At 67.1% G+C, this 20,308-nt stretch carries 17 protein-coding genes; 6 read left to right on the forward strand and 11 right to left on the reverse strand.

Annotated elements, in window-relative coordinates; all coding sequences use genetic code 11:
- Positions 1-23: 23 nt before the first annotated feature.
- Positions 24-1,043 (forward strand): substrate-binding domain-containing protein, encoded by a 1,020-nt coding sequence (locus ACQY4K_RS07715; RefSeq protein ID WP_428394893.1) that lies wholly within the window; start codon positions 24-26, stop codon positions 1,041-1,043.
- A gap of 11 nt (positions 1,044-1,054) precedes the next feature.
- Complete coding sequence (locus ACQY4K_RS07720; protein WP_428394895.1) at positions 1,055-1,819, forward strand: GolD/DthD family dehydrogenase; 765 nt, start codon at positions 1,055-1,057, stop codon at positions 1,817-1,819.
- Here the strand turns inward: ACQY4K_RS07720 and ACQY4K_RS07725 are convergent.
- Complete coding sequence (locus tag ACQY4K_RS07725) at positions 1,813-2,892, reverse strand: aldo/keto reductase (RefSeq protein WP_428394897.1); 1,080 nt, start codon at positions 2,890-2,892, stop codon at positions 1,813-1,815. The two genes, ACQY4K_RS07720 and ACQY4K_RS07725, sit on opposite strands and share 7 nt — an antisense overlap.
- 81 nt (positions 2,893-2,973) lie before the next feature.
- Between ACQY4K_RS07725 and ACQY4K_RS07730 the strand changes: the two genes are divergently transcribed.
- A complete protein-coding gene (locus ACQY4K_RS07730) occupies positions 2,974-3,591 on the forward strand; it encodes a TetR/AcrR family transcriptional regulator (protein WP_428394899.1) in 618 nt (205 codons plus the stop codon).
- Positions 3,592-3,650: 59 nt separating this feature from the next.
- Here ACQY4K_RS07730 and pabB read toward each other — a convergent pair whose 3' ends face one another.
- Both pabB and ACQY4K_RS07740 read right to left on the reverse strand, forming a co-directional pair.
- Complete coding sequence (gene pabB, locus ACQY4K_RS07735; RefSeq protein WP_428394901.1) at positions 3,651-5,447, reverse strand: aminodeoxychorismate synthase component I; 1,797 nt, start codon at positions 5,445-5,447, stop codon at positions 3,651-3,653.
- A gap of 15 nt (positions 5,448-5,462) precedes the next feature.
- Positions 5,463-6,431 carry an NAD(P)H-binding protein gene (locus ACQY4K_RS07740; RefSeq protein WP_428394903.1) on the reverse strand — a complete coding sequence of 323 codons (969 nt, stop codon included), beginning with the start codon at positions 6,429-6,431 and terminating at the stop codon, positions 5,463-5,465.
- A gap of 35 nt (positions 6,432-6,466) precedes the next feature.
- Here ACQY4K_RS07740 and ACQY4K_RS07745 point away from each other — a divergent pair, with 35 nt between their 5' ends.
- A complete protein-coding gene (locus ACQY4K_RS07745; protein WP_428394905.1) occupies positions 6,467-6,607 on the forward strand; it encodes a DUF1674 domain-containing protein in 141 nt (46 codons plus the stop codon).
- A gap of 15 nt (positions 6,608-6,622) precedes the next feature.
- On the opposite strand, the gene ACQY4K_RS07750 is transcribed toward ACQY4K_RS07745, so the two are convergent.
- The 4 genes from ACQY4K_RS07750 to ACQY4K_RS07765 all read right to left on the reverse strand — a co-directional run bounded on the left by ACQY4K_RS07750 (position 6,623) and on the right by ACQY4K_RS07765 (position 11,324).
- Positions 6,623-7,771, reverse strand: a complete 1,149-nt coding sequence (locus ACQY4K_RS07750; protein ID WP_428394907.1) for a HupE/UreJ family protein — start codon at positions 7,769-7,771, stop codon at positions 6,623-6,625.
- Entirely contained in the window at positions 7,768-8,967 is a 1,200-nt protein-coding gene (locus ACQY4K_RS07755; RefSeq protein WP_428394909.1) for a hypothetical protein, read from the reverse strand. The genes ACQY4K_RS07750 and ACQY4K_RS07755 overlap by 4 nt, the downstream gene beginning before the upstream one ends.
- Before the next feature lie 12 nt (positions 8,968-8,979).
- Complete coding sequence (locus tag ACQY4K_RS07760) at positions 8,980-10,413, reverse strand: DUF4331 domain-containing protein (RefSeq protein WP_428394910.1); 1,434 nt, start codon at positions 10,411-10,413, stop codon at positions 8,980-8,982.
- Positions 10,414-10,640: 227 nt separating this feature from the next.
- Entirely contained in the window at positions 10,641-11,324 is a 684-nt protein-coding gene (locus tag ACQY4K_RS07765; RefSeq protein WP_428394912.1) for a cold-shock protein, read from the reverse strand.
- A gap of 256 nt (positions 11,325-11,580) precedes the next feature.
- Between ACQY4K_RS07765 and ACQY4K_RS07770 the strand changes: the two genes are divergently transcribed.
- A complete protein-coding gene (locus ACQY4K_RS07770; protein WP_428394914.1) occupies positions 11,581-12,594 on the forward strand; it encodes a lipid A deacylase LpxR family protein in 1,014 nt (337 codons plus the stop codon).
- A 4-nt stretch (positions 12,595-12,598) separates the two neighbouring features.
- Positions 12,599-13,033, forward strand: a complete 435-nt coding sequence (locus ACQY4K_RS07775) for a hypothetical protein (protein WP_428394915.1) — start codon at positions 12,599-12,601, stop codon at positions 13,031-13,033.
- A gap of 6 nt (positions 13,034-13,039) precedes the next feature.
- Here ACQY4K_RS07775 and ACQY4K_RS07780 read toward each other — a convergent pair whose 3' ends face one another.
- The 4 genes from ACQY4K_RS07780 to ACQY4K_RS07795 all read right to left on the reverse strand — a co-directional run bounded on the left by ACQY4K_RS07780 (position 13,040) and on the right by ACQY4K_RS07795 (position 20,235).
- Complete coding sequence (locus tag ACQY4K_RS07780; protein WP_428394917.1) at positions 13,040-14,848, reverse strand: putative bifunctional diguanylate cyclase/phosphodiesterase; 1,809 nt, start codon at positions 14,846-14,848, stop codon at positions 13,040-13,042.
- Positions 14,849-14,923: 75 nt separating this feature from the next.
- Positions 14,924-16,867: a beta-galactosidase gene (locus ACQY4K_RS07785; protein WP_428394919.1), complete on the reverse strand. Its 1,944-nt coding sequence runs from the start codon at positions 16,865-16,867 to the stop codon at positions 14,924-14,926.
- Complete coding sequence (locus ACQY4K_RS07790; protein ID WP_428394921.1) at positions 16,860-18,986, reverse strand: alpha-galactosidase; 2,127 nt, start codon at positions 18,984-18,986, stop codon at positions 16,860-16,862. Before ACQY4K_RS07790 ends, ACQY4K_RS07785 begins: the two co-directional genes overlap by 8 nt.
- Positions 18,987-18,990: 4 nt before the next feature.
- Positions 18,991-20,235, reverse strand: coding sequence for an ABC transporter substrate-binding protein (locus tag ACQY4K_RS07795; protein ID WP_428394923.1), 1,245 nt, complete (start codon positions 20,233-20,235; stop codon positions 18,991-18,993).
- Positions 20,236-20,308: the final 73 nt, after the last annotated feature.

The following is a 20,308-nucleotide window of genomic DNA, read 5'->3' on the forward strand; positions in this document are numbered from 1 at the left end:
TAACACACCAAAAAGGGGGATACATGACCAAGCACTTCTCGATCGCGGCGCTGGCCGGCACGATACTGGCGGCTGCTTCCTCGCCGGCCTGGGCCGACAAGGCGAATCCGGTAATCGGCGTGACCGCCTACGACATGAGTTCGTTCATCTCGTTCGGCAAGCTTGGTGTCGAGGCGGTGGCAAAGGCGGACCATGCCAAGGTGCTCTGGAATTCCGCCCATATGGACGTCAACAACCAGATTTCGCAGATCCAGCAATTCACCAACCAGAAGGTCGATGCGATCGTCATCGCCGCGGTCAATTCGGCGACCCTCGGCCCGCAGGTTGCCGCCGCCAAGGCCGCCGGCATTCCGGTCGTCATCACCAACCTTACCGTCTCGCCCGCGACCCAGGCCGATGCCGTCTCCTATGTCGGCCCGGACGATGTCGCCGCCGGCAGGAACGAGGCGGAGCATCTGATCAGCGCGATCGGCGGCAAGGGTGGTGTCGTGGTGCTGCAAGGCCCGCTCGGCCAGTCGGGCGAGATCGACCGCACCAAGGGCATCAGGCAGGCGCTGGCCAAGCATCCCGACGTCAAGTTGCTGGCGATCCAGCCGGCGAACTGGAAGCGCACCGAGGCCTATAGCGTGGCGCAGGATTTCCTCTCGCGCTACGGCAGCAAGATCGACGGCGTGATTTCCGAGAATGACGACATGGCGATCGGCACCATACAGGCGTTGCGCGAGAAGGGGCTTGCCGGAAAAATCCCCGTGGTCGGCGTCGACGGCATCAAGGACGGCATGCGCGCGGTACGCAACGGCAACGAGATCGAGACCGACCTACAGGACGGGCCGCTCGAACTCGGCATGGCGACACAGGTCGCCGTCGACGCCGCGCAAGGCAAGCCGGTGCCCAAGGAGGCGCTGTTCATCATGCCCGAGATCACCAAGAGCAATGTTGCCCACTATTACCAGCAGATGTTCGTGGCTCCGCAGAAGTTCATCGACGACCTGCCGGCCCTGGTGAACAAGAACCTCGCCTCCGGCCAATACGCCGAACAATAAGGGCAACGGCCGTGCAAACGCCGTCGTTTGACGAGGCATTCGACCTAACCGGCCAGATCGCCATCGTCACCGGCGGCGCCAGCGGCATCGGCTTGGCCATCGCAACCGCGCTGGCCGGGCGCGGCGCCACACTGACGCTGATCGACAAGGCGGCGTCGGTGCAGAACGCCGCCACCAGCCTGCCGGGCCACGACCACCTCGGCTGCGCCGTCGACCTGCTCGACGACGCCGCCACAACCCGGAGCGTCGCGGAGATCGCTGCACGTTTCGGCCGCATCGACATCCTGGTGAACAATGCCGGCGTGGTGCGGCTGGCCCCCGCAGAGACGCTCAGCGCCGCGGACTGGGACCTGACACTCGCGGTCAACCTGCGTGCGCCCTTCATGCTCTCGCAACAAGTCGGCCGCCACATGCTCCAGGCAAACTACGGCCGCATCATCAACATCGCCTCGCAGGCCGCCCTTGTGGCTCTCGATCAGCACGTCGCCTATTGCGCCAGCAAGGCCGCGATCGTTGGCATGACCAAGACCCTGGCCCTGGAATGGGGCTCGCGCGGGATCAACACCAACGCGATCAGCCCCACCGTCGTTGACACCGAACTCGGCCGCGCCGCCTGGGCCGGCGAGAAAGGTCTTGCGGTGCGCCGGAAAATCCCCAATGGCCGCTTCGCGCAGCCAGAGGAGATCGCACACGCGGCCCTGTTCCTGGCGAGTGGCGCGGCCGCCATGATCAATGGCGAAAACCTCGTCGTCGATGGCGGCTACACCATTCAGTAGCCATCCCACCCGGTCACGTCATGACCGCCGAAAACCATCCGACGCACCATCGGCAGCGCCAGGCCCGAGCTGAACCCCAGCGGCGGCGCGCTTGCCGCATCCAAACAAGACATCTGATCGCCGCTCAGCAGGATGTCGGTCGCGGTGATACTGCCTTCGAGCTGTGAGGTCGTGCGCGCGCCGACAATGGTCGCGGCAACACCAGGGCGCGCCAGCGTCCAGGCGAGGGCCACCTGTGCTGCAGGCCTGTCGCACTCGGCCGCGACGGCCTTGAGCACGTCCAGGATATCCCAGTTCCTCTCCAAAAACTTGCTGTTGCCGAACGGGTTGGGTCCGCTCAGGCGACCCGTGTCGACGGTCGTGCCACGCTGATATTTGCCGCTGAGAAAACCACCCGCGAGCGGACTCCAGGGCATCACGCCCATGCCTGCTTCGCGCGCCGCGGGGATATGCTCGCTCTCGACATCGCGCGCCACCAGAGAATATTCGAGCTGCATGGCTATCGGACCCGGGACGCGTCGCTCAGCACTTATGGTCGCGGCCTTCATCGCCACCCAGGCCGGCATGTCGGAGAGCCCGAAATAGCGTATTTTGCCGGCCTGGACGAGATCGCCAAGGGTCTGGACGATTTCCTCGACAGGGGTGACGCCGTCCCAGATATGCATCCAATAGAGATCGATATAGTCGGTGGCGAGCCGCCGCAGCGATCCCTCGAGTGCGCGGTATATGTTCTTCGCACCGTTGCCGCCTGCATTCGGGTTGCCGCCGCCGGCTTGCGTCGCGTTCAAGGGGCTGGCAGCGCCGTTGAAGGCGAATTTTGTCGCGAGCACGATCTCGTCGCGCGCGCCGGCATCCTTGATAAAGCCGCCGAGCAGCGTCTCGCTTTCGCCGCGTGAATAGATGTCGGCGGTATCTATAAAGTTGCCGCCTGCCGCTCGATAGCGTTCAAAGATCGCCCGCGACGTCGCGGCATCGGCGCCCCACTGGGCTTGCCCGAAGGTCATGGTGCCCAATGCGAGCGGGCTGACAACCAGGCCTGAACGCCCGAGCGTACGAAATTGGGTAAGCGACATGCAATCATGACTTTCGTATCGTTTGATACGGAACCTGTGCTACGATGGTCGCCTGACGTCAACTGTTTCCTAGCGATCACTATGCATTTGCAATCGTCACCCCGCCGCAAGACCGGACGACCGCTCTCGTTCGACCGGGAGGCCGCCCTGGAGCAGGCCATGCTGACCTTCTGGCGCCATGGCTACGAGACGACGTCGATTGTCGATCTGACGACCGCGATGCAGGTCAGCGCGCCCAGCCTCTATGCGGCGTTTGGCGACAAGAAGCAGTTGTTCCTCGAAGCGGTGCGCCGCTACGCCGGCGATCCGGAGGTGATGGTCAGCGCGATCGACAACGCGCCGACGGCATTCGATGCCGCGCGCGACCTGCTGATCGGCGCCGCGACCGCCTACACAGGGGAGGCAACACCCAAGGGATGCCTGCTTGCCAGCGCCACGGCCAGCGGATCGGACGCCTCGGCGGACGTGCGGCACACGGTCGCGGAGATCCGGCGCGGGATCGGCAACCACCTGCAGGCCCGTATCGAGCGTGACACCACGCAAGGCCTGTTGCCGCCGCACACACAAGCCGCCGCTCTTGCCGGCATGGTGATGGCGCACGTCCAGGGCATGTCCGTGCTAGCCCGGGACGGAGCAACACGCGCCTCGCTCCTGGCCAGCGTTGACGTCACCTTGACGGCCTGGCCGCGTCGCATTTGATGCAACGGATCAGGACACGGCATCGGCCGCGCGTTCGGGCAAAAGCAGGCCTGTGCGCCTCAAGCTACGAGCATTGCCCGCCGCAGCCCGTGCAGGCTGTTACCGAGCCAGAGCGGACGGCTTGCGAGCATGTCCGGCGTCACTACAGCTTCCGTCGCCGCCCCACATTCCAGCAGGGATCGGCGCAGCACCCCCGGTAACACGCCGCAGTCGAGAGGCGGTGTGACAAGCCGTCCGTCCTCCACGAACACTGTGTGTCGCGAGGCCTCCGCGACCTCGCCACGCCGGTTGAGCAGGACAGCCTCATCCACCGCCATCGCCTTCGCCTCGGCGAACGCGCGCTCGTAGATCGCGCGACGCGTTGTCTTGTGGCCGAGGAACGGATCGCCCGGATCAAGCCGGTCCGACGCCAACATGACCCGCATCGGTCCCCGCGGCGTCACGACGTCCTGGTCACTGACCGAGACCGTTCCGTCCCGCGCCAGCAGCACCCGCACCCGCCGGTCGCCCCGCGTTTGCTGGTCGCCATAAGCCGCCTGCCACCGTGCCACCCGACCCAGCAGTTGCTGCGTCACTTGCCGCTCGTCGAGCGCAAACTGGAGCGCGCGCGCGGACGCCGCCATCCGCGCGAGGTGCAGATCGAGCCGCACGAACCCCGACGATGCCGACCACCGGAAGGTTTCGATAAGACCATAGTCTTCCGCGAGATCCGTCAGCACGCGGGCCTTCAACATTGCCTCTTCGTATTCCGCATCCGGGTCGGAGTCCGCGACGATCCCCCCCCCGACCCCGTAACATCCATGTCCCTCGGCGCCGAGCACCGCCGTGCGGATCGCCACGTTGAATTGCATGTCCCCGCTGGGCGCGATCGCCCCAAGCGCTCCCGTGTAGAACCCCCGTGGGACCGGCTCGAGCGCGCGGATAACCTCCCCCGCCCGGATTTTCGGCGCGCCCACAACCGAGCCGCAAGGAAACATCGCCGCGATCTTCTCCCGCAGGCTCACCCCTGTTCGTAGCCGGCCCATAACCGTCGAGGTCATCGTATGCAGGCTCGGGTAGCTCTCCACCGTGAACATTGCCGGCACCTGCACCGTGCCCAGCACCGAAATCCGCGAGAGATCATTCCTCAGGAGATCGACGATCATCAGGTTCTCTGCCCGCTGTTTTGGATTGGCCACGAGCGCTGCTCGCGCGGCCGCGTCCTCGGCTGGGTCCTTGCCCCGCTCGGCCGTGCCTTTCATCGGACGTGTTGTCGCAACATTGTCACGCACGGAAATCCAGAGCTCCGGCGAGACCGACAGCATTGTCATCTCCCCGAGCGCCGCGAACCCGCCATGCGCCACGGGCTGCCTTGCGCGCATCGCCGCGTAGAGCGCAAGCGGGTCGCCAGAGTAACGAAAGTCTATCGGGAAGGTAAGATTGACCTGGTAGATATCGCCCGCCGCGATCAGCCGAAGCGCTTCGCGCACGCCCGCGGCGTGCCGCGCTTGGTCCTCGCTGCAAGCGAGCTGCACGGGCGGCGGCGGTCCAAACCCCGCGAACATCCGATCCATTGCAGCACCCTCGATGTGCGTCGGTGCATCGAACAGCCCCAGCCAAAGCAGCGGCGTTCCGGACGGCGCCGGCATCAGCGTCGCGAGCTTCGGCTCAAGCGCGTAGCCGAGTTCGTAGGAGAACAATCCAGCCGCATGGAGGCCAGCCGCGAGCCCCTGCTCGACCGCACGGAATGCCTCATCGAGGAGACCAGGGTCGTCGCATCGAATGACCGCGCGTGGACAAGCGTAAAGCAGCCCGAACGGTGCCGCGTTTAGCCTGTCTTCCAGCAGTATGCAGGGCGGTGTCAGGTCAAAGGACACGGACGTCTTATTGCATCAAAATACGGCGTGGTCCCCCCGCTCGGGCAGCACACCGCCGGCCAACAAAGCGCTGTAGTGGTCAAACAGGGTCTCTGTCCCGGTCGATGGTGTGCCGCCGGCATCGTAGCGGCCTGTGCGCGGGTTCAGGAGCAGCATGGATTCCGTGGCGTAGTAGCGGCCAATGCGCGCCAGTTCCGCCTTTTCGCCAAGCGATGGTGCCACGCGGGCGGCAACGCCAAGTCCGGCGATGAGGGTGTCGAGGAGTGCTACCGGCACCTGACGAAAATGCGGCGCGCGACCCAGCAGCGCAAACAGGGCGTCGCCCTGCTGGCGTGGGGTGATCGCCTCGCCTGGGCCGCCGATCGGCAGCACGCGCCCCCAGCGGTCCTCGCTGGTCACGCACTCTACGAGATAGTTTGCGAGATCGCCGTCGCTGATCGGCTTGCAGGCGGTCAGGCCGCCGTCACCGAACAGCAGAAACGGCCTGCCGCGTTTGACCCGCTCGACCTGCCCGCTCAGCGATTTGAAAAAGGCGGTCGGCCGCACGATCGAATAGCTCAGGCCGGAGCCGATCAGGGCCGCCTCGAAGGCCAGCTTGGCGTGCTGGAACGCGAGCTTCGGCCTTTGCACGCAGATGGCCGAAAGCAGGACGAAGTGGCCGACCTCAACGGCACGCGCCTGCGCAAGCACGTCGAGATGCGCCCGGTGATCGACCGCCCAGGCGTCCGCCGGCGCGCCGGTGCGCGAGGCCATGCAGGACAGCACCGCATCGAAGGGCTCGCCGCGGAACCCGTCGCGGGAGATGGATAGGGGATCGGACAGGTCGACCACGCGACCCTCGGCGCCGTCGATGACCGGCAGCTCGCCGGCTCGGGGACGGACGAAGCACACCACCTCATGCCCACGTCGCAGCAGGGCGCGCAGCGTCGCCCGGCCAATGGTGCCGGTGGCGCCAAGCAGGCAGACCCGGTTTGCAGTCGGCATTGGCATTCCAGCGCGCGGCATACCATGTCCATAGCATGAGCGAAGACACCAAGCCCGCAGAGCCCGAAACTCAGACCGAGACCGACGTCGCACCGAAGGAGGTCGGCGGCCCGAAGGAGGCCAACCCGACGCGCTATGGCGACTGGACCGTCAAGGGCCGCTGCATCGACTTCTGACTTCGCTGCGCGTTATCAGAACGGCATCATGCCAAGGTCGAAGGCACGGTCGGTGAACCAGGCCAGGGCGACGAGAGCAACCGCGGCCGAAATGCCCGGCATCACCCGCTGCGGGTAGAGGGCGGTATGTCGCAGTGCAAAGCCAATCGGTAGCACGACCGCGGCAATGCTCACCTGTGCAGCCTCCAGCCCCAGGTTGAACGAAATCAGCGCGATGCCCAATGCGAGCGGCGGCAGCGCGAGTGGGCCGAGTGCCGTGGCGAAGCCCAAACCGTGCACCAGCCCGAAGGCGAAGGCGAGCGGCCAGCGTTTCCCCGGAATGACGTGGAAGATATTGTCCAGGGCCGTAATCAGGATTGTCAGCGCGATACCGGCTTCGCTCACCCGCTCGGGGATGCTGATGATATGCAGCACCGACAGCGTCAGCGTGGTGGCGTGGGCCAAGGTGAAGGCGCTGAGCACCTTGACCGATTCGATGAACATGCCGCGGAAGCGGGCGACCGGCACCAGTACGGCGTCGGGGCCATGGCTGCGCGAGCGTCTTTTGAACATGGCCGGCACCAGCAGCATGGTGACGAACAGCATGTGATCGATGCCGGTGAGCAGATGATGCACGCCGGTGAGAAAGAAGCTGACCACGGTCTCGCCGTAGCCGGGGCTGACGTCGAAGCGCGCCGTGGGCTGGTCCGGCGAGAGGGCAGCGGCGTGCGGCACGCCGTCGACATTGACATTGAGCAGGCCGCGATGCATCGGGTCTAGATCGAACATCAGCCCGTATTGCACGGTGATGCTGGTCGGCACGTGGTCGCATTTGGCGACGAAGCGCAGCACCGCATAGCCGCCATCGCCGAGCTGGTCGGTCAGCAGCGTGACCGGGCCGGGCGCGCAAAGGGTCTTGCCGGCATACAGCGAAAGCCGCGCCATCGCATAGGCGACCACGGCGTCGCGCTTCCGGCGCAGCTCGCCCCAGGTGATGGCGCCGTCACCGTTGGCATCGAGGCCGATCGCGTAATCGAGGTCGCGCAGGGCGATCGACCATTGCACGTCGAGTGCCTGGCCGTGCACGTCGACATGCAGGTAGGAGCTGCTGGCGCTGTGCGCATGCGCCCGCGGCGCCGTTGCCAGCAGCAGCGCCAGGGCGGCAAAAGCGAGCCAGCGGATCATGACTTGTCTCCGAGGTCGCGCGGGCGGGCCAGCGCGCGCAGGCGCACATCCTGGACGTGATTGTGGTCCAGCCAGGCGCGAACCGGGTCCGCTGCCTCCGGCTGGCCCGCCGCGAGCGCTGTCTCCAGCAGGATACGCGCGTCGATCGGCTCGCGCTGCACCGTCCAGTTGGCGCGGGCGAGAACCAGCGCACGGCGCGGCTGGTGCAGAAGATGGAGCGTGAACATCGCCTGTTCGCGTCGATGCACGGTGTCGCCGCGCAGCCGGCTGGCCTCGAAGCGGGCAGCGAGATCGCCGATATGGCGCGCGGCAAGGGCGTTGTGTGTCTGCTGCTCGGCCAGCGCCAGGCGCAGCAGCAGCGGATCGATCCGGGTGTCGGCCGAGAGCAGCGCGATGACCGCGCGCGGATGGTTGTGGTCGAGCAGCCAGTCGCTCCAGGCGCCGAGCAGATAGGGGTCGGTCGGTTCGATGGCGAGGGCCGCGCGGAAATACTGTTCCGCGCTCGGATCACCGAGCCGTTCGGCGGTCTCTGCCGCGAGCGTCAGCGCCCAGACCGCGACCGTCGGTTGCGCCTTGGCCTCGGCCGCGTTCTGGTTGAGCGAGATCGCGACCGCGCGCAAAGCCAGCGGGGCGTGTCCGGTCAGCGACATCACCGAGGCGGTGCAGGTATCCGGCAACAGGCCGAGCGTATTCGTCGCGAACTGGCCGCAATCGCGCAGGGCGGCGGGGTAGTTCGCCTGCGCCTGGTGTACGGCGGCCAGGGTCAGCCAGGCCTGGGCCGAGCTTGGCTGGGCGGCGAGCACGCGTTTGAGGACGGCGATGCTGCCGTTGAAGTCGTGGTTGCTCTGCAGGATTACCGCACGCAGCAACAGCACGTCGGGCGGCGTATGGGGCCGAATCGGCCAGGGTGCCAGGGCCGCCTCCGCGCGCCCGAGAAAGCGCGGATCGCCGAGCGTGCGCGCCTCGCCGATGTCGAGGCGCGCAACCTTCTCGGCGAGTGCCGCGTCGTGCCGGTGTTGCGCGAGTTGCGCGTTCAGCCCGCGCAGGGCACGCGACGAGGCGTCGCGGAACCCCGGCACATGCTCCAGCACGACGCTGTCGGAGGCGGGCACGGATGGGCTCGCCCGCGCCAGGGGCGAGCCCAGCAGCAGCGGTGCCAGCAGAATTGCCAGCACCGTGCGACCGCCTCCGAACATCGCTGCCGCGCCTTATTCGTGCGCCGGCTGCGGCGAGTCCGACAGCGGCGGCATCACGTAGGGGAACGCCTGCAAATAGTGGGTGTCGTCGGTATAGGCGCCGTCGGTGAAGTCGAGCAGGCCGGCCGGTGCGTCCGACGGCTTGCCGTAGAGACCGAGCGCATAGAGCCGGCCTTCCGCCACGCGCAGGGTGATGTCGACGACGTCATCGCCCGGGCGCCGGCCGTTCGGATAACCGGCCTTGTCGCCGCCGATCACGCCCAGCCGGCTCTGCTTGCCATAGGGGGTGATGGGAATGGACGTGTTCAACCGCATCTCTTCCGAGGGACGGCTCAGATGCGCCGGGGCGTTGACGCCGGCGACGCCGGTCAGGAACACCGCGACCAGGTCGGTGCGGGGGATTTTGGTGGGTGCCTTGGCGCTCGGGAACAGCGCCTGCACCAGGGCCGGAACGGTAGGGTTGGTGACGTAGGTCGCGAACTGCGCGTCATTGGCGGGCAGGGACATGTTGAACCGGTCCTTGTCCTTGAGCCCGATCAGCAGCTCGTTGACCAGCGGATTGGCGAGACGCGAGACCTGGCTGTAGTTCTCGCGGCCGCGATCATCCATGGTGCCGAGAGACGAGGTGGTCCAGGCGCCGACCACCGGGTCGCCGACATGGGTCAGGCAGGCGGACTGGATTTCCCAGACAATGGAGGTAACGTTCTTGCCGGCGAGGTCGTCGCGCGCCGAGGCGGCATATTGCTCGCCGATCGGATGGGCGTAGTTCAGCAGGTCGAAGGTCTCGCCGAGATTGACCACGAACGGGTCCTTGCGCTGGCCGACGAAGACGCGGCCGGTGCCGCAGCCCGGCACCACGATCTGATGCGTGAAGGTCGCCGCGTAGGCTGCGTAGTTCGGGATCGACTTGTCGCCGATGCGGTCGGCGGGCTTCTGGAACAGCGTCTCGCCGCTGGTATCCTTGAGCAGCTGCTCGGACGGCTGGCCGTTGCGGTAGGTGATCAGCGCAATGGTGTACACCTCGCCGGTGTTCTGGGCGGCGTCGCTGGTGGTGGTGATCTGGCCGTCATTGATCAGCGAAATCGCGACCTTCTTGCCACCGACCGACACAGCGAGGTTGCGGTTCACCGGATAGAAGCGGAACCGGAAGGTGTAGGTCGGCGTGCCGGTGCCGTCGGAGTCAACGTTGATGTCGTAGTAGCCGTTATGCTCCATGTCGAAGAAGTTCGGGCCGCCGCCTGGATCCTGCAGCGGCACGTAGTCGGCGATCATGGTGACGTAGTTTGACCGGCCGGCCTCGTAGCTGCGGAACAGATAGAAGTCGCTGGCGTCCAGGCGCGGCATGCCGGCGATCATCGGGGCTTCGCGATGGCTCGAGGCAAAGGCCGGGACCTGCAACAGGGCCACCGCGGCGAGCGACGTCGCTGCAAGAAGGAGGCGTTTCATCGGCATCTCCTGCGCTTATTGCGCATGGTTGAGGGACGCGGCGTCAGGGCGACCCCGCGTCTGCTCATCGGCGAGCGCGGATGATTTGGATGCAGATGATATTACAGTTTCTTAATTGGTCACGCTGTCGTGATAATTGAGACGTAGACTCGGGTTCTAAACACGCTTCGAGCGCGGCCGCTTACCGGCCGCGCTCGAAGCTGAGGCGCGAAGAAATAGTGTCTGGATCAGGCGAGGCTGATCGCCGCTGCCTCTGGGCCCTTCTGGCCCTGAACCACCTGCACGCGTGTGGCCTGGCCTTCGTTCAGGCTGGACAGGCCGGACCGCTCCAATGCGGAGGCATGGACGAAAATGTCCTTGCCCCCAGTGTCCGGTGTAATGAAGCCAAAGCCCTTGGTTGCATTGTACCACTTGACGATGCCGCGAACCTCCTCGGCCTGCGACAGATCGGGCTGCATACGACCGCCGCGAACGCCGCCCGAGCGTGGTGCGCCGAAGCTGCCGGGTGCCGAGCGCGGACGCTCGGGCTGAGCGGTACTCTCGTCGACGGACACGACCTCGGCGACCTGGCGGCCTTTCGGACCTTGTCCGATCCGCACGCTGAGCGTCGCACCCGGACTGACGGAATCGTGACCCGACTGATTCAGGGCGTTGGCGTGGAGGAACACATCCCCGGAGCCATCCGCCAACTCGACGAAGCCGAAGCCCTTCTCGCCGTTGAACCACTTCACGCTGGCGCTGATTTCCGGCCCCGATGCAAGGACCTGGGAGCCACCGCCTCCTCCGCCCCCCATCGGCCGTCGGGCAGGCGGACCGCTGCGGTCGCCGAAGCTCGGAGCTGGAACGAAATCATCATCGAAGCCGCCGCGGCGCGGGGAACGGGGGCTGCGGTCGGTCCTGTTACTTCTCAACGGTCGTAATCCCGAAGTATCTATGGTGTCGGCCTGGGCGGCGCACCGAGTGGAGGCGAAGGCGATCGGTCGACAGCCATCCACCTGGATGGCGACCGACCATTGCATAGCGCGCTGTAGCCTGCACGGGCCACGGCGCGCCATCACCGGATCGTGTAGTCCGCCTGCAAGACAGCGTCAACGCGCGCCCCGCTCGCGGGGGTTTCGCCCTCTCCGCCAACCGCTTAAGGAAGAAGCGCCGTCACCGGGTAACGCAATGACCACAAAGATTCCTCGCCTCACCAGCCTGTTCGCCGCGTGCTGCGTCGGCGCCGGTCTTCCGGTGGCTGTCCGTGCCGCTCCGTTACAGGACCCGTATGGCACCTGGACGCTGCAGGCAGAGAACGATGCGGTCTCGACGCTCAAGGGCACGTCCGACCAGTACTATACGAGTGGCCTGCGGATCGGCTGGACCTCGGGGACCGATAATCAGCCGCCGGCAATCTCCAATCTGAACCGCGCGATCTGGGGCGAAGGCGTGCAGCGGATCAGCCTGGGCCTGCAGCAATCGATCTTTACGCCGGCGCAAACCCAGATCAATCCGCCCAACCCACACGACCGGCCCTATGCGGGCGTGCTGCTCGCCACCCTGAACCTGATCTCCGACACCGATACGTCGCGCAGCATCGCCGGCGTCCAGGCCGGCGTGCTCGGCTCCTATGCCGGCGGCTATCAGGTGCAGAACGGCTTCCACAGCCTGATCGGCGACACCCCGAACCGCGGCTGGTCGCATCAATTGCCAAACCAGCCGATCCTGCAACTTCAGGCATCGCGTATCTGGCGGTTTCCGGTGGTGAGCGCCTACGGCGTCTCGGTTGACGTGCTGCCGTCGTTGGCCGCCGCCGGCGGTGACTTTCGCACCTATGCCCAGGTCGGCGGCACGGTCCGCATCGGCCAAGGGCTGGACAGCGACTTCGGCACCCCGCGGATCAGCCCCGGCCTGAGCGGCGCCGACGCCTTCAAGGCGACACGCGACTTCGTCTGGTATGGGTTTGCCGGCGGCGACGGCCAGGCCGTAGGCTACGACGCAACCTTGCAGGGCAGCACCTTCCGCGCGCGCGAGCCGCATGTCTCCAAGATCTGGGATGTCGGCGAGTTCGAGGCCGGCGTCGCCCTGATCTATCACGGCGTGCGGCTGTCCTACACGCAGACCTGGCAGACCCAGGAATTCAACGGCGCCCGCTCCGGGCTGTTCAATTTCGGCTCAGTGGCCCTCTCCGCCAAGTTCTGAACGCTTGATCCGGGAACGGGATACTGGCACTCAACGGGAGAGCGTCGGGCTCAGCCTTAGGGGATCGGTCACGGTTCAGTTCATCAAGCGCAAGCGGCACGGGCCCAAACGCAAGGGCGGCGGCAGGGTCATCGCGTTTCGGGTATTCGCCGCACTCTGCGCCGGCGCCCTGGTCTGCGCCTTCGCCATCGCCGCACTGCTGCCGCCGGAGATGGATCTCGGCACCATGCTGGTGACGATGGATCCACCGGTGCTCGCCTCGATCCATGGCTTCTTTGTGGGTCATGGCGCGCCCGGCATCTACAGCCATCTGCTATTGCCGTTCCTGCTTCGGCCCGGCTGGATGCTGCCGGCAATGTTCGGCGTCATCGCCGGCGGGATTGCGTTCAGCGTGAACCATAACGGCCACAACCGTCAGAGTACCCGTCGCAGCGGCTGACACCCTTTAGGGCTCCGGCGCCGCGCCCACCGGCCGCGGCAGCGTCGGGATCGGTCGTCCGATCAGGTAGCCCTGGATTTCCTCGCAGCCATGCGCATCGAGGAAGGCGAGCTGCTCCTCGGTCTCCACACCCTCGGCACAACTGGTCATGCCAAGCGACTGCACCATCTGTAGCACCGAACGGGTGATCGCTTCCGCCCGCCGATCGCGCCCGAGGGCGGAGACGAACTGCCGGTCCAGCTTGACCTGGTCGAACGGGTAGGTGCCGAGCATGCCCAGGCAGGAATAGCCGGTGCCGAAATCGTCCAGCGCCAGCCGCACGCCCATCGCCCGCACCCGGGCGAGTTCGCGCCGTGCCATGCCGTCCGAGCCGAACGGCACCCGCTCGGACAGCTCGATCTGCAGCCGCGCCGGATCGAGGCCGGTCTCGTCGAGAACCCGACGCACCAGCGCGGGCAGACGGTTATGCGAGACCCAGACCGGCGAAACGTTGACCGAGACGCCCAAAGCCCGTTCCCAGGTCTGCGCCTCGTGGCAGGCCGCCATCATCACCCAGCTATCGATCTGCTCGATCAGTCCGGTCGCCTCGGCGCAGGGGATGAACAAATCGGGGGAGATGTCGCCGTGCCCGGGGCGGTCCCAACGCACCAGCGCCTCGAAACTGACCACCTGCTCGGTTGCCGTATCGATCACCGGCAGCCAGTTCAACGCGAAGGCGCCGATCATCGTGGCGCGCTGCAAATCCTCTTCGAGACCGGCCGAGACGACGTAGGTGCGCAGCAGCTCCGGTGTGCAATGCACGTGCCGGCCGTCACCCTCCCGCTTGGCCTGGCTGAGGGCCGCCTCGGCGCAGCGCAGCAGGCCCAGCGTGTCGCTCGCGTCAGTGGGGAAGGTCGCAACCCCGGCCGCCGGCCGCAGCGGCAGGTCGAGCCCGTCCACGTGCGCCGCCTCGCGCAGCCGGTCCATCACCCGCAGCGCCACCGCCTCGATCTCCGCCGGCGACACCCGGCCGCCGAGCACCAGCGCGAAGCCGCCGCCGCCGAGCCGCGCGAGAAAGCTGTGGCTGGGGGCCACCGCGCGCAGCCGGGTCACCACCTGCTTGAGCGACTGGTCGACGGCGCCGCGGCCATGCATGTCGTTGAGCGCGCTCAGCCGTGCGATGTCGATGCGCAGAATCGCGAAGCCCGGCGGCAGCGCGTTCGGCGCGGTCGCCTCGGCTGCCGCCACCAGCTTGTCGATATGCTGCTCAAGCGCCTCGCGGCCCGGCAGGCCGGTCACGCTGGCCGCGGCACTGCTGTCGGTGGCGGCCTTCGGCTCGAGGATCAGCATCGCACTGGCGCAGCGGCCGAGGTCGGTGAGTGCCGCGAGGCTGTCGCGCGTGAAGCGGCGCGGCTGCGCATCGAGCACGCAGACCACGCCGACCGAGGCGCCGGACTCGTCACGCAAAGTGGCGCCGGCATAGGCGCCGAAGCCGGCTGCGCGCTCCTCAACACCCGCCGCGGCAAAGCCTGTGTCATGCGCGAGATCGCCCACATCCAGCGTCACCCGGCGCTGGCTGCTCATCTGCGCGCGGATGACCGAGATCGGCAACGCCTGTCCGTTCGAGGGACCGAACGCCGCGCGGATTTGCAGCCGCCCGTTCTCGCGCACGATCACCAGCCCGAACGGCGCCTCAAGGTCGCGCGCGGCCAGCCGGGCGAACGCTCCGAACACGGTTTCGTCGCCGGTGCCGAGCATCTGCCCGGCATGCGGCAGCACCAATCGCTCAGCCTGAGGATTGGCGCCGGGAAACCGGGCAGAGAACGGCTTCGGCATGATCGTTGGCCCATAAGCGCAAATGTTGCGTCAAAGACACGTTATTGGACGGGGCGTATCTTTGGCAATGACGCATTAGCCGGGCAGCCTCCAGCAGGCGAAATCCTGGGGTGCCACGGGTGTGCCGCCCAGTAGCAGCGCGCCCTTCGGCGGCGACGGCGGGGCCCAGGAATCGGGTCCGTAATTGAACGCGAACAACAGCCCGCCACGGCGGCGCAGGCGGACGCCGGCGGGCAGGTCGATGGTCTCAAGGCCGGCGCGTGCCAGCACATGCCGCATCGCGTCCGCGAGCAGGGCGGCATCAGGCCAGCCGGCGAGATAGAGGCGGGCGCCAGCCTCGACCGCGGCGGCGCTGCCATCCGCGAAACAGGCGAGCGGTGTGCCCGACGTCTCGACCCATTCGCGCCAACGGATCGCCGCCCCAGTGAGGCCGCCGCTGACGGGATGGGCCAGGCCGGGCCGTAGCGAGGCGACCTGGGTGACGCGCACCGGCAGCATCGCGGCAAGCCCGTCGGTGATCGCAAAGGTCTGCGACTTCGAGCCGCTGCGCGGGCCGATCAGCATCGCCGCATCGGTCGCGGCGAACGCCCGCAACGCCGCGTCGGACAGATACGGCAGGCCGGGCACCAGCACGGCGCGGTAGCCGGCGAGCGAGGCTCCGGGCGGGACAATATCGACGTCCTGGCCGAGCCGACGCGCCGCCTCGTACCAGCGGTAACAGATCTCATATTGATCGAAATCCGCACCCTGCGGCTGAATCCGGGTGATCCAGACGGACTCGTAGTCGAACACGAGCGCCACCGGGGCGCGCGACGCGGCGGGCAAGGTGCCCACCTGTTTGCGCTCGGCCGCAACCCGCAGCACCTCCTCGCCGCCAGCCGAGCGCGAGCGGTCGGGACGATGCAGCCCGGCATGCATCTGCTCCTGGCCGAACGGGCATTGCCGCCAGCGGAAGTAGCTCACCAGTTCGGCGCCGTGCGCAAACGCCTCCCAGGTCCATAACCGCACCATCCCGGGCTTGGGCACCGGGTTGAACGGCGCCCAGTTCACCGGCCCGGGCTGCTGCTCCATGATCCAGAAGCGGCCGCCGCCGACGGCGCGATACAAATCGTGATGGAAGGCCGCCATGTCGGGGTGCGCGGTCTCGATGAAGTCGGCCCGCTCATCCGGGGCGAACGGGAACTGTTCGGTAAAGCCCAGCGGATAGGAGTCCCAGCTTGCGAAATCCAGCAGGCGCCCCATCGTGAAATGGTCGAAGTCGAAAAACCGGCCCATGAAGTTGTGGGTGACGAAGCGGCCTGGCGAATGCGCCCGCAGGATCTCCTCCTGCATCGCGGCGTAGGCTACGACCTGCTCGGAGGCGAAGCGCTGGAAATCCAGCCGGGCGGCGGGGGCAGTCTCGGTCACGGCGCCGTTGGGCAAGCAGACTTCGTCGAAGTCGCGCAGTTCGGCCGACCAGAACACGCTGCCCCAGGCACGGTTCAGGGCGGCGATGCTGCCGTAGCGCGTGGCGAGCCACTGGCGAAAGCCCTCCAGATCCTCCGGCCCATAGGATAGCACGGTGTCGTGGCAGCCGAACTCGTTGTCGATCTGCCAGCCGGCGACATGCGCATTCTCGCCGTAGCGCGCGGCCAGCACGGTCACGATGCGGCGGCTCTCCTGCCACCAGACCTTTGAGGAAAACGACGTGTGCCGGCGTGACCCGAAGCCCCGCACGCGGCCATCGGCGCCCACCGGCAGGATGCCGGGCTCGCGGTCGACGAGCCATTTCGGCGGCGTCGCGGTCGGGGTGCCCAGCACCACGGCCAAGCCGGCGGCGCCGAGGGTCGCGATGGCGCGGTCGAGCCAGCCCCACTCCAGCCGGCCGGGCTCTGGCTCGATGCGGCTCCAGGCGAACTCGCCTATGCGCACCATGCCGATGCCGGTCTCAAGCATCGCCGCCGCGTCCGACGCCCACTCCCGCTCGGGCCAGTGTTCGGGATAGTAGCACACGCCAAGCATCGGTTCCGTCTCAGTCATCGGCGGTCAGCTCCAGGATCAGCGCGCTTTCGGGCTGCATTTCCGGCAGCGCGATCCCCGCACTCCCGAGCAGCGCCCCAGGCAGGCTCAGACCCTCTCCGAACAAGGCGCGCTGCGCGGGCGAGAGCCGGGCATCGAGCCGTTGCGGCGGCGGCGCGTGCAGGCGGTAGCGTTGTTCCGGGTCCAGCCCGGGCAAGGCGAGCGGCGGCGGCCGCCATGCCTCGCGTCGCTCCTGCGCTACCAGATAGGCGGCATGGCGGCGGTCGTCCGACACAACGCCCCGCACCGAACGGCCGGCGACGGCAGCACCGGCCTGGTGGCGCCCGGCATGCAGCAATGACCGCAGCCGCTTGTGCAGGGCGATCCAGGCCGTGAGCGATGCGGCCTCCGCCTCGTCGAGCAGGGTCGGGTCGAGCTCGACACCCATATGCCCGAACAAGGCGACCGCGGCGCGGAAATCGAGGCTGTGTCGGCGGCCGGTCTGGTGGTTGGGCGAGGCCGCGACATGGGCTCCCATCAGCTCCGGCGGCAGGAAGCGCGAGAAGCCGCGCTGGATCGCGAGACGCTCGAGCGCGTCGGTGCAGTCGGAGGTCCAGATCCGCTGAGTATTGCGCAGGATGCCGAAATCCGCGCGCGCGCCTCCGGAGGCGCAGCTCTCGATCTCGAGCGCGGGATGCGCCTCGCGCAGCCGCGCCATTAGCGCCCAGGTCGCCAGCAGGTGAGCCCGATAGGCCGGGCGGCCACGCACGTCGCCGGCGGCAACGAAGTCGCGGTTCATGTCCCATTTCAGATAGGCGATCGGGTGCGCCCGCAGCAGCGTGTCGAGTTGCGCGAAGACGCCTTCGGCGATCTCCGGGCGGGTCAGATCGAGAATGAGCTGGTGGCGCGAGGTCAGCAGCGGCCGGCCCTCGACATGCAGCACCGCGTCGGGGTGGGCGCGATACAGGTCGCTGTCCGGATTGACCATCTCCGGCTCGACCCAAAGCCCGAACTCCAGGCCCATGCCGGTGACCGCATCGATCAGCGGACCCAGACCGCGCGGATATTTATTGGGGTCGGGGCGCCAGTCGCCAAGGCCCGCGCGCGCGTCGTCGCGACCCGCCATCCAGCCGTCATCGAGCACGAAACGTTCGATCCCGAGAGCCACCGCGGCGCGCGCCTGGGCCAGCAGCCGGTCATGGTCGTGGTCGAAATAATTGCCCTCCCAGGTGTTCAGCGTCACCGGCCGCGGCCGCATCGCACCCTCCGGCCAGCGCAGCACGTGCCGGCGCGCGCCGTCATGGAAGTGCCGCGAGAGGCCGGAGAGCCCGTGCGCCGACAGCGACGCGTAGGCGATGGGCGATTCCAGCGACTCGCCCGGACCCAGGATGACCTCGCCGGGATGCAGCCATTCGCCGGTGGCAATCAGGATCCGGCCATCCTCGAGCCGCTCGGCGGTGGTGCGGTGATTGCCGCTCCAGCCGAGATGAACCCCGTGCACCAGGCCGCGATCCTCGTCGAAGCCCGGCTCGCCCGCGATCAGCCCCGGGAAGCGGTCATGGCTGCGGCCGCGCCGGTTCTCGGACGCCCACAGCCCACTCGTCAGCGCGAGCCGGCGCTCCGCGAATTCGCCGCCCCAGCGCCCGTCGAAGACCAGCAGCTCGCCGGCCTCCGCCGGCAGCACGAACACCCCGGCGGCCAGCCACGCCACCTGCAGCGGCGCCGCGCCATCGTTGCGCAGCCGGGTGCGCATGCGGAGGATGTCGCCGTCCGGCGGCGACGTGAGGATGATATCCAGGCCGAGGCCGGCGAGCGGGTCCTCGGCAGTCAACCGCAAAGCGCCGGCGCCCTGCTGCACCGTCACCTGCTCGAATGAAGCGGTCCAGTCGACACCGCCGCGGCTGGCGAGCAGGCCAGGCGCGCGCATCGTGCCGGTGCCGAGTGTCGGCATCAATGCGGCCTCGACATGGTCCTCGTCGAGGCCGTTATGGCGCGGCGCGCGGTCGCGCAGATGGGCGACCTTGTCCAGATCGAGTGCTGCCGGCAGCCGATCGCCCCAGTGGACGATTTCCGGCATGCCGTCATCGCGTTGCAGCAGCAGCAGGGTGCTGTTGCCGCCGTCGAGGCGGAAGGGCCGCATCGCCTCAGTCGTTCGCGGCCGTGGATTTCTCCGCTTCCGCCAGGGTCTTGACAATCGCATTGACCTGCGACGGGTCATACAGCAGGCGCTGGAACTGCTGCATACCGGCATCGGCCATGCGCGGTACGGTGTCGCGATCAAAGAATTGCGCGAAATGCGGTATTTTTGCCAGATGCGCCGCCTGTTGCTGGAGCAGCGCATTCGGCGCCACCGTGGCCGACTTCAGCACGGGCAGTTCGCCGAGACCCTCGGCGAGCTTGCTCTGTGGCGCGTCCTCGGCGAGGAAGGCGAGGAACAGCTTGGCGTTTGCCTGGTTCTTCGCGCCCGATGGCATCGAGAACATGTCGATCGGCGCATCCTCCGCCGGTCCCGCCTGCGGATTGATTACCGGGAAGTTGAAGAAGCCGATCTTGTCGGCCATGTCGGGCGGGATCCCGGGGATGATGAACGAGCCGATCAGCATCATCGCCGACTTGCCGTTGAACATGAAACGCTGCGCATCCTGCCAGCGATACGACGTTGAATTGGGCGTAAAATACCCGTGCTTCACCAGGCTTGCCCATTCGGTGAGCACCTTGCGCACGCCGGGACTGTCGTAGGAGATCTGCCCGTGCATCAGTGCCTCGTGCGCGGCAAACCCGTTGGTGCGCATGTCGAGGTAATCGAACCAGCCGGCGGCCGGCCATTTCTCCTGGTCACCAAGCGCGATCGGAGTCAGCCCGGCCTGCTTGAGCTTGGCGCAGTCGGACAGGAACTCGGCCCAATTCTTCGGCACGCTGATCCCGGCCTTGGCGAACAGATCGCGCCGATAATAAAAGCCCCACATGTAGTAGCCGTAGGGCATCCCCCACTGCTGGCCGTCATAGGTCAATTGTTCGCTGACGCCGGGCGCGATCTTGCTTTCAAGTCCGACGGATTTCCAGACATCGCTGACCGGCGCGAACAGCTTGGGCTTGACGAAGGTCAGCATGCGCACGCCGGGATACCAATAGACCAGGTCCGGCGGATCGGTCGCCAGCCAGTTGCGGATCGCGGTCTTTTCCTCCTCGTGCCCGAACACGTTGACCGTCACGTGGATGTCGGGGTGCGCCTTGGTGAAGGCGTCGACGGTCGCCTGGAAGGCCGCCTTGTCTGTCGGTGCGCTGAGCCCGGTATTGATGACCAGGTCGCTCGCCTGCGCCCGGCCCTGGCCCATCAGGCAGGCCGACACTGCCAGGCCGAGCAGCGCCTTGATTGATCGGCTGGCCATTCGTCTTCCTCCGTTCGCGTTCATTTTGTTCTTCCCATCCCGCGCTCGCACCGAGCCGCCGCGACACGTTAGC

The organism is Lichenicoccus sp. (assembly GCF_965276875.1).
Classification (GTDB): domain Bacteria; phylum Pseudomonadota; class Alphaproteobacteria; order Acetobacterales; family Acetobacteraceae; genus Lichenicoccus.